Genomic DNA, 13,914 nt, shown 5'->3' with positions numbered 1-13,914 from the left:
GGCATGAACATGACGACGCGCGGGCGGATCACCGCCATCCTGGGCCCGACCAATACGGGCAAGACCCACTACGCCATCCAGCGGATGCTGAACCACCGGTCGGGGGTGATCGGCCTGCCGCTGCGCCTGCTGGCGCGCGAGGTCTATGACCGGATCGTGGCCGCGCGCGGCCCCTCGGTCGTGGCCCTGGTCACCGGAGAGGAGCGGATCGTTCCCGACCGCGTCCAGTACTGGGTCGCCACCACCGAGGCGATGCCCGACATCGCCACCGATTTCGTGGCCATCGACGAGATCCAGTTGTGCGCCGATCCCGGACGCGGGCATGTGTTCACCGACCGACTGCTGCATATGCGCGGTACCGTCGAGACGCTGTTCCTAGGCAGCAGCACCATGCGCCCGACCATCGCGGCCCTGGTTCCCGAAACCCAGTTCGAGCGCAAGGAGCGGTTCTCGACCCTGTCATGGGCAGGATCGAAGAAGCTGTCCCGGATGCCGCCGCGCAGCGCGATCGTGGGCTTCAGCGTCGACGACGTCTATGCGATGGCCGAGCTGATCCGTCGGCAGAAGGGGGGCTGTGCGGTCGTGATGGGGGCGCTGTCGCCGCGCACGCGCAATGCCCAGGTCGAGATGTACCAGAACGGCGAGGTCGATTATCTGGTGGCCACCGACGCCATCGGCATGGGCCTGAACCTGGACATCAAGCACGTGGCCTTCAGCGCCACGCACAAGTTCGACGGCAAGCGGGTCCGCCCCCTGTTTCCCCACGAGATGGGCCAGATTGCCGGCCGGGCAGGGCGGCACACCGAATCCGGCACCTTCGGCGTCACCGGAGAGGCCGAGCCCCTGGACGAGGGACTGATCGACGCGCTGGAGAACCATCGGTTCGCCCCCATCAGCCGGCTGGTCTGGCGCAACGGCAAGCTGGATTTCGGCAGCATGGACCGGCTGGTCGAAAGCCTGGAGACCGGCCCCGGCCACGAACTGCTGGCCCGCGGGCGCGAGGCCGACGACGTGGCGACGCTGAAGATCCTGCGCGACTTTCCCGAGATCAAGGACCGCATCCGCGGCGGCAAGGACGTGCGCCTGCTGTGGGACGTGTGCCGGGTGCCCGATTTCCGGGGAATCTCGACCATGGAACATGCGACTTTGCTGGCGCGGATCTTCGGTTTCCTGCAGGATGGACATATCCCGGCGGATTGGCTTGGCCGGGCCATCGAACGCATCGACCGGACCGCTGGCGACATCGACGCCATTTCGAAGCGGTTGGCATATATCCGCACCTGGACCTATGTCGCGCAAAGAACGGGCTGGGTGGCGGACGAAAAGCATTGGCGCGGGGAAACGCGCGCTGTAGAAGACCGCCTGTCGGACGCGCTGCACGCGGCCCTGACCCAACGATTTGTGGACCGGCGCACATCCGTGCTTCTGCGCCGGCTCAAGCAGAAGGAGAGCCTGGTGGCCGAAGTGAATGACAAGGGCGAAGTGACGGTCGAGGGCGAATTCGCCGGCCGCCTGGAGGGCTTCCGCTTCCGCCCCGACCAGACCGCATCGGCGGACGAGGCCAGGATGCTGAGCCGCGCCAGCTATGACGCGCTCAAGCCCGAATTCCATCTGCGTGCGGACCGTTTCTACAACGCGCCCGACACCGAGATGGACTATACCGAACAGGGCGGCCTGATGTGGGGCAACCAGGCGGTCGGCAAGCTGGTCAAGGGCTCCGACCCGTTGCATCCCGGCGTCGAGGTCTTCGTCGACGAGGAGGCCGGTCCCGAGATCGCCGACAAGGTCCGCCGCCGGGCCCAGCATTTCATCGACCGCAAGATCGCCGCGCTGTACGAGCCGCTGCTGACCCTGCAGAAGGACGAGGCGCTGACCGGTCTGGCCCGCGGCTTTGCCTTCCGGCTGGTCGAGGCGCTTGGGATCCTGCCCCGCGACGGCATCGCCGCCGAGGTCAAGGAACTGGACCAGGAATCGCGCGGCATGCTGCGCAAGCATGGCGTCCGCTTTGGCCAGTTCACCATCTTCCTGCCCGCGCTGCTGAAGCCCGCGCCGACGCGCCTGCGTCTGGTCCTGTGGTCGCTGCACGAGGGGCTGTCCGAATTCCCGGAAAGCCCGCCGCCGGGTCTGGTCACCATCCCGCATCTTCCGGTCGTGCCCGATCAGGTCTATGCGCTGTCGGGCTATCGCCCCGCGGGCGACCGGGCGATCCGCATCGACATGCTGGAGCGTCTGGCCGATCTGCTGCGCGCGCAGGACACCCGCGGCGGGTTCGAGGCCAATCCCGACATGCTGTCGATCACCGGCATGACGCTGGAGCAGTTTTCGGGCCTGATGCAGGGCCTGGGCTATTCCGCCGACAAGGGCGAGCGTGCCAAGGTCAAGGCGACCGAGACCCCGGCCGTCGTGTCCACCCCCGAGGCTGACGGCTCTGACGCGCCGATGACCGAGGAGGAATCGGTCCTGGCCGCCGAGACCCGCGCCAAGTGGGAGGCCGAGCAGGCCGAAAAGCGCAAGGCAGACGCCCCCGAGGCCGATGCTGTCGACGCGGAGCCCGAGACCGCCGCCGAGGTCGCACCCCCGGAGATGGAGGTGTTCTATACCTTCAAATGGGCGCCCAAGCCGCGCGGCAACCGTCGCCCGCAGGGAGACCGCGGCCAGGCCGAGCGTCCCCAGGGTGATCGCCCGCAGGGTCAGCGCCGCGGCCCGCGCCGCGATGGCGCCCCGCGCGACGGTCAGTCCAAGGATGCGGCCCCGGCAGGGGATCGCCCGCAGGGCGAACGTCGCGATCGCAACGGCAAGCCCGGCGGCAAGTTCGGTGGCCCCAAGAAGGGCGGCAAGCCGTCGCATCAGGGTCCCCAGACCTTCTCTTCGCGCCCCGAGAAGAAGGCCGATCCGGACAGCCCCTTTGCGATCCTGGCCCAGCTGAAGGACAAGACCTGACTTGACCGAGGCCGCCGCCGGCCTTCGGCTGGACAAATGGCTGTGCCACGCGCGGATCTTCAAGACGCGCGGCCTGGCTGCCGCCCGCATCGAGGCGGGCGGCATCCGCGTCAACGGCCAGCCCTGCCGCAAGCCGGGGCGCGCTGTGCGGCCCGGCGACGTGCTGACGGTATCCGCCTATCAGCGTGTGCGGGTGTTGACCGTGCTGGGCCTGTCGGACCGGCGCGGCCCGGCCCCCGAGGCGCAGCTGCTGTATCGCGAAGACTTGATTGATCCCCCGGGAATGTCTAGGTGACAGCCCGAACAGACCAGACGAAAGCGCCCCGATGACCTATGTCGTGACTGACAACTGCATCATGTGCAAATACACTGATTGCGTCGAAGTGTGCCCCGTGGACTGCTTCTACGAGGGCGAGAACACGTTGGTCATCCATCCCGACGAATGCATCGACTGTGGCGTCTGCGAACCGGAATGCCCCGCAGACGCGATCCGCCCGGATACCGAGCCGGCGATGGAAAGCTGGGTCGAGTTCAACCGCAAATACTCCGAACTCTGGCCGGTGATCACCCGGAAGAAGGATCCCCTGCCGACCGCCGCCGAGATGGACGGTCAGGAAGGCAAGCTGGAAAAGTATTTCTCGGAAACGCCCGGCGAAGGCGATTGATTCGACCGGGCAGGGCCTGCAAGGTCCTGTTTCGCCGCCATTAAAGGGCTAGACAATGCCGATGCGCCGCCCGAAAGGCGGTGCTTTTTTTGGCGTCATTTTTGTGTTATAGTTCCTATGTCGCGCCTTGTGCTGCTGCTTGTCAACAGGACTATGTCGCATCCCAGACTGCCGGATCCGTGCCGACTGCAGGCAGGGGTCGTCAAACATGATCGAAAACGGACCGAGGGTGGCCTTGCCCCCCTGCGGCCCTTTGTGCCCGTCTCGCGGGCGCATGTCAGAGGAAGCCAGATGTCGAAATCGAAGAAGAACGAATTCCGCCCCGATGACTTTGTTGTCTATCCGGCCCATGGGGTCGGTCGTATCGTCTCGATCGAGGAACAGGAGGTCGCGGGCCTGCGGCTGGAGATGTTCGTGATCTCGTTCGACAAGGACAAGATGACCCTGCGCGTGCCCACCGCCCGCGCCAGCGAGATCGGTATGCGCAGCCTCTCGACCCCCGACCTGATCGACCGCGCGCTGGAGACGCTGAAGGGCAAGGCCCGCGTCAAGCGCGCGATGTGGTCGCGCCGGGCGCAGGAGTATGAGCAGAAGATCCATTCCGGCGATCTGCTGTCCATCGCCGAGGTCGTGCGCGACCTGCACCGCTGCGACGATCAGCGCGAACAGTCCTATTCCGAGCGTCAGCTGTACGAGGCCGCCCTCGACCGCCTGACCCGCGAAGTCGCGGCCGTCGGCGGTCTTGACGAAGGCGGCGCGCAGAAGCGGGTGGGCGAGGTTCTGCTGACCCGCGCCGCCTGACCGCTGACCACGACGACCCCAAGGGCGCCCCGACCGGGCGCCCTTTCGCTTTGGTGGACCGTTGTGCCGAACGTGGACAACGCTGCCCCGCCTGCCTATAAGGCGGCCATCCATACCCAACACCCTTCGAGGCGCATCATGATCAAGGTCTTCGGCCACACTTCCCCCGACACGGATTCCACCGGCTCGCCCATCATCTGGGCCTGGTATCTGAACGAGTGCCGCAAGACCCCGGCCGAGGCCGTGCTGCAGGGAGAGCCGAACACCGAGGCGTTGTGGATGCTGGACCGCTGGAACCTGTCCAAGCCGCGCATCATCGACGACGTGACCGCCGACGACGTCTGCGTGATCGTTGACACCAACAACCCCGCCGAACTGCCCGCCAACCTGGAGCATGCCGAGGTGATCGAGATCATCGACCACCACCTGCTGGCCGGCGGCATCAAGACCCGTGCGCCGATCAACATTACGATCCGCCCGCTGGCCTGCACCGCGACGATCATGCACGACCTGATCGGCGACGATCTGGCGCAGGCCCCTGAAGGGATCAAGGGCGCGATGCTGACCTGTATCCTGTCGGACACGCTGGAATTCCGCAGCCCGACCACGACCCCGCATGACCGCGCCGTGGCCGAGAAGCTGGCCGCCGACCTGGGCGTCGACATCGCCGAGTTCGCCGCCGAGATGTTCGCCGCGAAATCCGATGTCAGCGCCTTCAGCGAGGCCGCGCTGCTGAAGATGGACAGCAAGGAATACGAACTGGGCGGCAAGCAGCTGCGCATCTCGGTCCTGGAGACGACCGCGCCGCAGGTGATCCTGGACCGCAAGGATGCCCTGATCGCCGCCATGCCTGCCGTTGCCGCCGAAGATGGTGCGGACGAGGTCATGCTGTTCGTGGTCGACATCCTGCGCGAACAGGCGACGCTGCTGGTGCCCAACGACTATGTCAAGTTCGTGGCCGAGCGCAGCTTTGGCGTCACCGTCACCGGTGACACCGTCGTCCTGCCCGGCGTCATGAGCCGCAAGAAGCAGATCATTCCGGTCCTGGCCGTCTGATGACCCGCATCATTTCGTCGCTGGCCGAGGTCTCGGCCAGCTATGACGCGCTGTTCTGCGATCTGTGGGGCTGCCTGCACAACGGCAAGCAGCCCTTTCCGGCTGCGGTCGCGGCGCTGCAGGCGTTCCGCGCGCAGGGTGGCCAGGTCTGCCTGATGACCAACGCCCCGCGCCCGAACCAGTACGTGATCGCTCAGCTGGACCGCATGGGCGTGCCGCGCGATGCCTGGGATCTGGTCGTCAGTTCCGGCGACGCGGCGCAGGACGCGATGTTCGCGGGCGCCGTCGGGCGGAACGTCTGGCATATCGGGATCGAGAAGGACCACGGGTTCTTTACCGACATTCCTGACGCCCATCGCGATGCGGCGCCCATCCGGCGCGTCCCGCTGGAGGAGGCCGAGGGGATCATCGCCTCGGGTCCGTTCGACGAGCTGAACGAGACGCCCGAAGATTACCGCGACCGGTTCCAGGGGGCGGTCGACCGTGGTCTGCCGATGCTGTGCGCGAACCCCGACATCGTCGTCGACATGGGCGAGACCCGCATCTATTGCGCGGGCGCATTGGCCGATTTCTATCAGTCGCTTGGCGGGACGGCGCTGTATTACGGCAAGCCGCATGCGCCGATCTATGACCGGGCGCGGGCACTGATGGGGTTGGGCCCCGAGGCGCGGTATCTTGCGGTGGGCGATGGCATCGCCACCGACATCGCGGGTGCCGAGGCGCAGGGGATCGATTCGATCTTCGTCACCGGCGGTCTGGCCGCGGATGCCTTTGGCCCGGACGTCGCACAGCCCGATGCCGGGATGCTGCCTGAATGGCTGGGATCGCAGGGACGGGCGCCGACCTTCGCGATCGGGCGGCTGCGCTGAGGCGCCGCGGCCCGCGATGCGCGGGCCGCGGCGCAACAATGGAACGCATACCGAAGGCATTCGGAAATATTGTTGCCATCCATGCTTTGTGCTGCTATGCAGCATGAGGCATGGATCATGGCATTCCGGATGAGCAGCAAGATGTTGGACAATCTTCCACGCGGAACCATCGTCATCGAGGATCTGGAGATCGGCATGGTCCGGCACCTGCAAAAGCAGGTGACCGATCGCGACATCGAGTTGTTCGCCGAGGTGTCGACCGACCGGAACCCGGTCCATCTGGACGACGCTTATGCGCAGGATACGATCTTTGAAGGCCGGATCGCCCACGGCATGCTGACCGCGGGGCTGATTTCTGCGGTGATCGGCGAACAGCTGCCCGGTCACGGCACCGTCTATCTGGGCCAGACGCTGAAGTTCATGGCCCCCGTGCGCCCCGGCGACATGGTCCGTGCGGAGGTCGAGGTTCAGGCCATCGACCATGCGAAACGGCGGGTCACGCTTGCAACCCGCTGCCTCGTCGGCGATACGGTCGTCTTGAAAGGCGAGGCGGTCGTGCTGGCCCCAAGCCGCAAGTTCGACTGAGGGGTGCGTGGCGCCCTGTTGGGGGCGCATTGCAGATCCATCGCGACTGGACCGGGCTGAAGGCCGAGGCACGCGGCGCATCGGTTGCCATGGGCAATTTCGATGGCGTCCACAAGGGTCACCGCGCGGTCATCGACGCCGCCCGCGCCGCCAGCGACGCGCCCTTGGGCATCCTGACCTTCGAGCCGCACCCGCGCGAGTATTTCGCCCCCGACGCGCCGCCCTTTCGCCTCATGAACTCCGAGGCACGGGCCAACCGCCTGTCCCGCCTTGGTGTTCAGCACCTGTACGAACTTCCCTTTGGCCCGGTGCTGGCGGGCCTGACCCCGCAGGCCTTCGCGCAGGAGGTCCTGGCCGACGGGCTGGGCATCGCGCATGTCACCGTGGGTGCGGATTTCTGTTTCGGCAAGAACCGCGCGGGTACGGCGCAGACGCTGCAGGATCTGGGCCGGACATTCGGCTTTGGCGTGACCATCGTGCCGCTGATCGGCGCGGGAGAGGCCGAATACAGCTCGACCGCGATCCGCACGGCGCTGGCGCAGGGGCTGACCCACGAGGCCGAGCGCATGCTGGGCCATTGGCACCGTATCGAGGGTGAGGTCATCCACGGCGAAAAGCGGGGCCGGGAACTGGGTTGGCCCACCGCGAACTTGGCGATGGACGGGCTGCACCTGCCGCGCCTTGGCGTTTATGCGGTGTTGGTCGACATCCTGACCGGCCCGGACCGCGGCCCGTGCAAGGGCGTGGCCTCGCTTGGGGTGCGGCCGATGTTCGGGGTGAATACCCCGAATCTTGAGGTGAACCTGTTTGATTTTTCGGGCGATCTGTACGGACAGCACCTGTCGGTCGCCCTTGTCGATTTCCTGCGCGACGAGGCCAGGTTCGACAGCCTGCAGGCGCTGATCGATCAGATGGAGCAGGACGGCGCCCAGGCCCGCGCCCTGCTGTCGGGCCGCTGATGCGCGAGCGTTTCTGGGAGCTGCCGCTGCCCCGCCTGGCCCCCGACGAATGGGAGGCGCTGTGCGACGGGTGCGGCAAGTGCTGTCTGAACAAGATCGAGTTCGAGGACACGAACGAGCTGGCCTTCACGCGCGTCGCCTGCAAGCTGCTGGACGGGGACGCCTGCCGGTGCAGCAGCTATCCGAACCGCCATGACTATGTCCCGGACTGCGTCGTGCTGACCCCCGCCAAGATCAAGGAGGTCGCTTGGTGGCTGCCCGTCACCTGCGCCTATCGCCTGCGCCATGAGGGGCGGCCGCTGTATGACTGGCACCACCTGATCTCGGGCTCGACCGAGACGGTGCACGAAGCAGGCGTCAGCGTCCGTGGCTGGACCGTCAGCGAGCTGTCGGTCACCGAGGACGATTGGGAGGACCACATCATCGAGGATCTGTCATGAATTTTGCTTCGGACAATTCGTATGCTGCGCATCCCGCCGTCCTGACCGCGATGGCCGACGCCAATTCCGGCGCCGTCATGGGCTATGGCGCCGACCCGGTCACCGCGCGGGCCGAGGCCGCGATCCGCGATCTGTTGGAGGCACCCGAGGCCGTCGTCCGCTTTGTCGCCACCGGGACGGCGGCGAATGCGCTGGTCTGTGCGCAGCTGTCGCCGTCCTTCGGACGCATCTACTGCCACGACGATGCCCATATCGAGACCAGCGAATGTGCCGCGCCCGAGTTCTTCTCTCACGGGGCAAAGCTGGTGACCCTGCCGGGCGAGGGTGGTCGGATCGATGCGGCCACCTTGGCGCAGACGCTGCAGGTCGGTGCGGGGGTGGGCCTGAACGGCGGGCGCAGCGCGCTGGTGTCGATCACGAATGCCACCGAATGGGGCACGGTCTATGACTCGGACCAGGTCGCGGCGCTGGCCTCCGTCGCCCATGCGGCGGGATTGCCGCTGCACATGGACGGGGCGCGGTTCGCCAATGCGGTCGCGACGCTTGGCTGTTCGCCTGCCGATCTGACCTGGCGCGCCGGTGTCGACGCGCTGTGCCTGGGCGGCACCAAGAACGGCGCGATGGGGGCCGAGGCGATGGTATTCTTCGACCCCGCCCGTGCCGAGGGGTTTGATTACCGTCGCAAGCAGTCAGGCCACGTGATGTCCAAGAACCGCTATCTTGCGGCGCAGATGCTTGCGCTGGCGACCGATGGGTTGTGGCTGGACCTCGCGCATCGCGCGAACACCAAGGCGCAGGTCCTGGGACAGGCGGTCGTCGATGGCGGGGGTCGGCTGTTGCAGCCGGTCCAGTCGAACGGCATCTTTGCCGCGATCCCCAAGGCGGCCCATGACCGGGCGCAGGCGGCGGGCGTGCTGTATCATCTGTGGCCCGACAAGACGGTGCAGGGGGCCGACCCCGTGCCGCTGCGCCTGGTCACCGCGTGGGATACGCCCGATGCGGACGTCGCGGCGATGGCCGCGATCCTGCGCGGCTAGTTGCGCAGCGCGTCCAGCAACAGTTGCAGCGCATGTTCGATGGTTGCCGCACGCACGCGGTGACGGCCGATCGCACCGAATTCGACGGTTTGGGTGAAGGTGCCAAAGGGCTGGCTAATGCCAAAGCAGACCCGCCCTTCGGGCTTGTGCTCGGATCCGCCGGGGCCCGCGATGCCGGTGACCGAGACGGCGATCCCGGCATCGGACTGGCGCAGCGCGCCCTGGGCCATCTCGGCCGCGACCTGTTCGCTGACCGCGCCATGCGTATCCAGGGTTTCGGCCCGGACGCCCAGCATCTGCATCTTGGCCGCGTTCGAATAGGTGACAAAGCCCCGGTCGAACCCGTCGGACGATCCCGGAACCTCTGTCAGAGCGCCGGCGATCAGGCCGCCGGTGCAGCTTTCGGCCGTCGCGATCATCACGCGCCGGGCGCGGGCGGCGTCAAGGACCTGCGCCGCCTGGCTCACATCAGCACCGTATGCGCGAAGGCCGCGGCGGCCATCGTGGCCAGCGCCGCAAAGATGCCCGCCCACAGGTCGTCCAGCATCACGCCGGCACTGTCATGGCGGCGATCGGCGCGGCCGACCAGCCACGGCTTCCAGATGTCGAACAGCCGGAAGAACAGGAAGGCCGCGACCCAGCCCGGATAGGGAAAGCTGTCGGCGGGCAGCCCGGCGTGCCAGAACCCGAAGGACGGCGCCATCAGCGCCAGCCACTGGCCAGCGACTTCGTCGATGACGATCTCGCTGCGATCGGGGTCGTCCATGCCGACGGTGTAGCGCGGCACGACCCAGAACCCCAGCAGGATCACCAGCCCAGTAGCCAGCGCCAGCAGCGGAAAATGCCCGATGCGGTGCAGGATCAGCCCCATCCCAACGGCGACCGCCGACCCCCAGGTGCCGGGAGCGGGGCGCAGCAGGCCTGCGCCGAACCAGGTGGCCAGCATGCGATCCATGGTCATTCCTTGATCAGGGTGGCGGTCGCGATGGCGGCGATCCCCTCGCGTCGGCCGGTAAAGCCAAGGCGTTCGGACGTGGTGGCCTTGACGCTGATGCGCGCTTCCTCAACGCCCATGATTTCGGACAGGCGGTGGGCCATCGCCAGCGCATGGGGTCCGATCTTGGGCGCCTCGCAGATCAGGGTCACGTCGGCATTGCCGATGCGGAACCCCTTGTCGCGGGCCATGCTGGCCGCATGGGCCAGAAAGATCGCGCTGTCGGCACCCTTCCATTGCGGGTCCGAGGGCGGGAAATGCCGCCCGATGTCGCCCTGCGCCAAGGCGCCATAGATGGCGTCGGTCAGCGCGTGCATGCCCACATCGGCATCGGAATGGCCCAGCAGGCCCGCGTCATGCGGCACCTGCACGCCGCACAGGGTGACGTGGTCCCCGGGTCCAAAGGCGTGCACGTCATAGCCATTGCCAAGGCGGATATCCATGTCGGTCCCCAGAATGCGTTCGGCCCGCGCGAAATCGGCGGGAAAGGTGATCTTCAGATTGTCTTCCGAACCTTGGGTGATGGCAACCTCCATCCCCGCGGCAAGTGCCAGCTGGACGTCGTCGGCCGCATCCCCCGGATGATCGCGATGCGCCTGCAGGATCCTGTCCAGAACGAAACCCTGCGGCGTCTGCGCCCGGAACAGCCCGCCACGCGGCGCGATGGCCGCGACCCGCGCGCCATCCCCCCGCCACAGCGCGTCCGACACGGGCAACGCGGGTGCGGCGGCGTCCGCGCCCTCTTGCAGCGCGCGGATCACGTCGTCGATGACCGATGGCGCGACCAGCGGGCGTGCCCCGTCATGGATCAGGACATGGCTTGCCTGGCCCTGCAGGGCGGTCAGGCCGGCGCGGACGCTGGCGGCGCGGGTCTCGGCGCCCGCGACGATGGTGATGCCGCCGGCATAGCGGGCGATGGCCTGCCCCATGTCATCGGGGTGAACGACCAGAACGATCCGTTCAAAGCCTTCAAAGGCCGCCAGGGTTCGGTCCAGGACAGGACGCCCGGCAAGATCGCGCCACTGCTTGGGCAGGCCGTCCCCGGCCCGCGTGCCCCGTCCCGCCGCCGTGATCAGCGCGGCAAAGCCCGCAGGCGCGCGGATCATGCGTGATCGGGCATGTCGCCCTGGATCGCAGCCGCAAAGGACGTCCGATACAGGCTCGACAGTTCGGCCAGCGGCGCGCTGTCGTCGCCCAGGGTCACGCTGTCGCCACCAAAGCGGCCCACGGTGGCGATGGTCACGCCCGCGGCCTGGGCCGCGGCGGTCAGGGCGCCTGCGGCGTCGGGGCGGCAGGCGACCAGATAGCGGGCCTGATCCTCGCCGAACAGGTGGGCGATGTCACCGCTGTCCAGCGTGACGCCCAGGCCCGCGGCCTCGGCCATCTCGAAGGCGGCAAGCGCCAGGCCGCCGTCCGACAGGTCGGTCGCCGATGCCAGGTGGCTCCGGTTGGCGCGCAGGAATTCGCCGTTGCGGCGTTCGTCGTCCAGATCGACATGCGGCGCATCGCCGGATTCGATGCGGAACGCCTCCCACGCCAGGGCCGACTGTTCAAGGTGACCGCGCGTGGCACCGATCACCAGGGCCAGGTCACCCTCCGCGGGAAGGCCCGCGATCAGATCGTCCAGATCGGCGATCAGGCCGACGCCGCCGATGGTCGGTGTGGGCAGGATGCCCTTGCCGTCGGTTTCGTTGTACAGCGACACGTTGCCCGACACGATGGGAAAGTCCAGCGCGCGGCAGGCCTCTCCGATGCCCTTGATGGCACCGACCAGCTGGCCCATGATCTCGGGCTTCTCGGGGTTGCCGAAGTTCAGGTTGTCGGTCGTGGCCAGGGGCAGGGCGCCCACTGCGGTCAGGTTGCGATAGGCCTCGGCCACGGCCTGCTTGCCGCCCTCGAACGGGTTCGCCTTGACATATCGCGGGGTGACGTCGCTGGTGAAGGCCAGCGCCTTGCGTGTCCCGTGCACGCGAACGACGCCCGCGCCCATGCCGGGACGGCGGATCGTGTCGGCCCCGACCTGCGTGTCGTACTGTTCCCAGACCCAGGCACGGTGCGCGTGGCTCGGGCTGCCGACAAGCGCGCGCAGGCCGGCGATGGGCGCGATCGGGGGCAGGGCCGGCGCGGGCGTGGCCGCAGGCGTCTCGACCCAGGGGCGGTCATATTCCGGCGCGCTGGAGGACAGCTTGGACAGCGGCAGGTCGGCCATGACCACGTCGCGATGGACGATCAGGAAGCGGTCCTCGGCGATGGTCTCTCCGACGATGGCGAAGTCCAGGTCCCATTTCTGGAAGATCGCCCGCGCCTCGGCTTCCTTCTCGGGCTTCAGCACCATCAGCATCCGCTCCTGGGATTCTGACAGCATCATCTCGTAGGCGGTCATGTTGGTTTCGCGTTGGGGCACGTTATCCAGGATCAGCTTGATCCCCAGGCCGCCCTTGTCGCCCATCTCGACCGCTGAACAGGTCAGGCCCGCAGCCCCCATGTCCTGGATCGAGATCACCGATCCCGACGCCATCAGCTCAAGGCACGCCTCCAGCAGGCATTTCTCGGTGAAGGGGTCACCGACCTGCACGGTGGGACGTTTGTCCTCGATCGTGTCATCGAACTCGGCGCTGGCCATGGTTGCGCCGCCGACGCCGTCGCGCCCGGTCTTGGCGCCCAGATAGACGACGGGCATGCCGACGCCCGAGGCCGCCGAATAGAAGATCTTGTCGGCATCGGCCAAGCCCGCCGCAAACGCGTTGACCAGGCAGTTGCCGTCATAGCTCGGGTGGAAACGAACCTCTCCGCCGACGTTCGGCACGCCGAAAGCGTTGCCATAGGCGCCGATCCCCTCGACCACGCCCTTGACCAGATGCGGGGTCTTGGGGTGATCGGTGCGCCCGAAGGACAGCGCGTCCATCGCCGCGATCGGGCGCGCGCCCATGGTAAAAACGTCACGCAGGATGCCGCCCACGCCGGTCGCCGCGCCCTGATGGGGTTCGATATAGCTGGGATGGTTGTGGCTCTCCATCTTGAAGACCACCGCCTGACCGTCGCCGATATCGACAACGCCCGCGTTCTCTCCGGGACCGCAGATCACCTGGGGGCCGTCGACGGGCAGGGTACGCAGCCATTTCTTGGACGACTTGTAGGAACAGTGCTCGTTCCACATGGCACTGAAGATGCCCAGTTCGGTGAAGGTCGGTTCGCGCCCGATGATCTGCAGGATGCTGGCATACTCGTCCGGCTTCAGCCCGTGGGCCGCGATCAGTTCCGGGGTAAGCTGTGGTTCCTGCATGACACGACCCTTCCTGCGCATGAAATCACGCGTCTTCTAGGCGCTGGCGGCGTCCATGGAAAGGCCGCAGAACCCGGGCGCGGGACAAAAAAAAGCCGGGCACAAGGCCCGGCCTAAGTCCAACAGGGAGGTAGAAGGTGATGAGCGATTACGCTGATCATCGCCTTCTAAGCCCGATCTATGTGCAGTCTGTGAACTCTTCAAGACAAATGGCGCTGCGGCTGCAGCATAGCCGCCATGCGCTGGCGTAATGACTGCACGCTGCGCGTGCATTATCCCGGTTTT

General features: G+C 67.0%; 14 protein-coding genes. 10 read left to right on the top strand and 4 right to left on the bottom strand.

Going from position 1 to position 13,914, the window contains the following annotated elements; all coding sequences use genetic code 11:
- The first annotated feature begins 9 nt into the window (after positions 1-9).
- The 10 genes from LZ686_RS01050 to LZ686_RS01005 all read left to right on the top strand — a co-directional run bounded on the left by LZ686_RS01050 (position 10) and on the right by LZ686_RS01005 (position 9,352).
- Entirely contained in the window at positions 10-2,940 is a 2,931-nt protein-coding gene (locus LZ686_RS01050; RefSeq protein ID WP_349546733.1) for a helicase-related protein, read from the top strand.
- A gap of 1 nt (position 2,941) precedes the next feature.
- Positions 2,942-3,235: an RNA-binding S4 domain-containing protein gene (locus LZ686_RS01045; RefSeq protein WP_045999117.1), complete on the top strand. Its 294-nt coding sequence runs from the start codon at positions 2,942-2,944 to the stop codon at positions 3,233-3,235.
- A gap of 31 nt (positions 3,236-3,266) precedes the next feature.
- Positions 3,267-3,605: a ferredoxin FdxA gene (gene fdxA, locus LZ686_RS01040; RefSeq protein ID WP_045999118.1), complete on the top strand. Its 339-nt coding sequence runs from the start codon at positions 3,267-3,269 to the stop codon at positions 3,603-3,605.
- A gap of 291 nt (positions 3,606-3,896) precedes the next feature.
- Positions 3,897-4,406: a CarD family transcriptional regulator gene (locus tag LZ686_RS01035; RefSeq protein ID WP_042246772.1), complete on the top strand. Its 510-nt coding sequence runs from the start codon at positions 3,897-3,899 to the stop codon at positions 4,404-4,406.
- Positions 4,407-4,544: 138 nt separating this feature from the next.
- Positions 4,545-5,462, top strand: coding sequence for a manganese-dependent inorganic pyrophosphatase (locus LZ686_RS01030; RefSeq protein ID WP_148912254.1), 918 nt, complete (start codon positions 4,545-4,547; stop codon positions 5,460-5,462).
- Positions 5,462-6,331 carry a TIGR01459 family HAD-type hydrolase gene (locus LZ686_RS01025; RefSeq protein ID WP_349546732.1) on the top strand — a complete coding sequence of 290 codons (870 nt, stop codon included), beginning with the start codon at positions 5,462-5,464 and terminating at the stop codon, positions 6,329-6,331. Before LZ686_RS01030 ends, LZ686_RS01025 begins: the two co-directional genes overlap by 1 nt.
- A 141-nt stretch (positions 6,332-6,472) precedes the next feature.
- The gene (locus LZ686_RS01020; protein ID WP_127898588.1) at positions 6,473-6,916 is read left to right on the top strand and encodes a MaoC family dehydratase; all 444 of its coding nucleotides are present in this window, start codon (positions 6,473-6,475) and stop codon (positions 6,914-6,916) included.
- Positions 6,917-6,945: 29 nt separating this feature from the next.
- Complete coding sequence (locus tag LZ686_RS01015; protein WP_349546731.1) at positions 6,946-7,875, top strand: bifunctional riboflavin kinase/FAD synthetase; 930 nt, start codon at positions 6,946-6,948, stop codon at positions 7,873-7,875.
- Complete coding sequence (locus LZ686_RS01010; protein ID WP_045984124.1) at positions 7,875-8,315, top strand: YcgN family cysteine cluster protein; 441 nt, start codon at positions 7,875-7,877, stop codon at positions 8,313-8,315. Before LZ686_RS01015 ends, LZ686_RS01010 begins: the two co-directional genes overlap by 1 nt.
- The gene (locus LZ686_RS01005) at positions 8,312-9,352 is read left to right on the top strand and encodes a threonine aldolase family protein (RefSeq protein WP_349546730.1); all 1,041 of its coding nucleotides are present in this window, start codon (positions 8,312-8,314) and stop codon (positions 9,350-9,352) included. The genes LZ686_RS01010 and LZ686_RS01005 overlap by 4 nt, the downstream gene beginning before the upstream one ends.
- Here LZ686_RS01005 and LZ686_RS01000 read toward each other — a convergent pair.
- Genes LZ686_RS01000 through purL form a run of 4 tightly spaced genes read right to left on the bottom strand, consistent with a single transcriptional unit; the run spans position 9,349 to position 13,629 of the window.
- Positions 9,349-9,819: a CinA family protein gene (locus LZ686_RS01000; RefSeq protein ID WP_139599035.1), complete on the bottom strand. Its 471-nt coding sequence runs from the start codon at positions 9,817-9,819 to the stop codon at positions 9,349-9,351. The genes LZ686_RS01005 and LZ686_RS01000 overlap by 4 nt on opposite strands.
- Positions 9,816-10,313, bottom strand: coding sequence for a phosphatidylglycerophosphatase A family protein (locus LZ686_RS00995; RefSeq protein ID WP_349546729.1), 498 nt, complete (start codon positions 10,311-10,313; stop codon positions 9,816-9,818). The genes LZ686_RS01000 and LZ686_RS00995 overlap by 4 nt, the downstream gene beginning before the upstream one ends.
- Positions 10,310-11,452, bottom strand: coding sequence for a bifunctional 2-C-methyl-D-erythritol 4-phosphate cytidylyltransferase/2-C-methyl-D-erythritol 2,4-cyclodiphosphate synthase (locus tag LZ686_RS00990; protein WP_349546728.1), 1,143 nt, complete (start codon positions 11,450-11,452; stop codon positions 10,310-10,312). Before LZ686_RS00990 ends, LZ686_RS00995 begins: the two co-directional genes overlap by 4 nt.
- Positions 11,449-13,629, bottom strand: coding sequence for a phosphoribosylformylglycinamidine synthase subunit PurL (gene purL, locus LZ686_RS00985; RefSeq protein WP_349546727.1), 2,181 nt, complete (start codon positions 13,627-13,629; stop codon positions 11,449-11,451). The genes LZ686_RS00990 and purL overlap by 4 nt, the downstream gene beginning before the upstream one ends.
- Between the last annotated feature and the right edge of the window lie 285 nt (positions 13,630-13,914).

Source organism: Paracoccus sp. NFXS7 (genome assembly GCF_040148865.1).
Lineage (GTDB): Bacteria > Pseudomonadota > Alphaproteobacteria > Rhodobacterales > Rhodobacteraceae > Paracoccus > Paracoccus marcusii.
Note: the sequence above shows the minus strand (reverse complement) of the source record. Positions and strands in the feature narration are given on the sequence as shown.

Coding starts and splice junctions, on each gene's coding strand:
- LZ686_RS00990 (WP_349546728.1), bottom strand. CDS start 11,452: ATGATCCGCGCGCCTGCGGGCTTTGCCGCGCTGATCACGGCGGCGGGA.
- LZ686_RS01005 (WP_349546730.1), top strand. CDS start 8,312: ATGAATTTTGCTTCGGACAATTCGTATGCTGCGCATCCCGCCGTCCTG.
- LZ686_RS00995 (WP_349546729.1), bottom strand. CDS start 10,313: ATGACCATGGATCGCATGCTGGCCACCTGGTTCGGCGCAGGCCTGCTG.
- purL (WP_349546727.1), bottom strand. CDS start 13,629: ATGCAGGAACCACAGCTTACCCCGGAACTGATCGCGGCCCACGGGCTG.
- LZ686_RS01010 (WP_045984124.1), top strand. CDS start 7,875: ATGCGCGAGCGTTTCTGGGAGCTGCCGCTGCCCCGCCTGGCCCCCGAC.
- LZ686_RS01020 (WP_127898588.1), top strand. CDS start 6,473: ATGTTGGACAATCTTCCACGCGGAACCATCGTCATCGAGGATCTGGAG.
- LZ686_RS01025 (WP_349546732.1), top strand. CDS start 5,462: ATGACCCGCATCATTTCGTCGCTGGCCGAGGTCTCGGCCAGCTATGAC.
- fdxA (WP_045999118.1), top strand. CDS start 3,267: ATGACCTATGTCGTGACTGACAACTGCATCATGTGCAAATACACTGAT.
- LZ686_RS01050 (WP_349546733.1), top strand. CDS start 10: ATGACGACGCGCGGGCGGATCACCGCCATCCTGGGCCCGACCAATACG.
- LZ686_RS01035 (WP_042246772.1), top strand. CDS start 3,897: ATGTCGAAATCGAAGAAGAACGAATTCCGCCCCGATGACTTTGTTGTC.
- LZ686_RS01030 (WP_148912254.1), top strand. CDS start 4,545: ATGATCAAGGTCTTCGGCCACACTTCCCCCGACACGGATTCCACCGGC.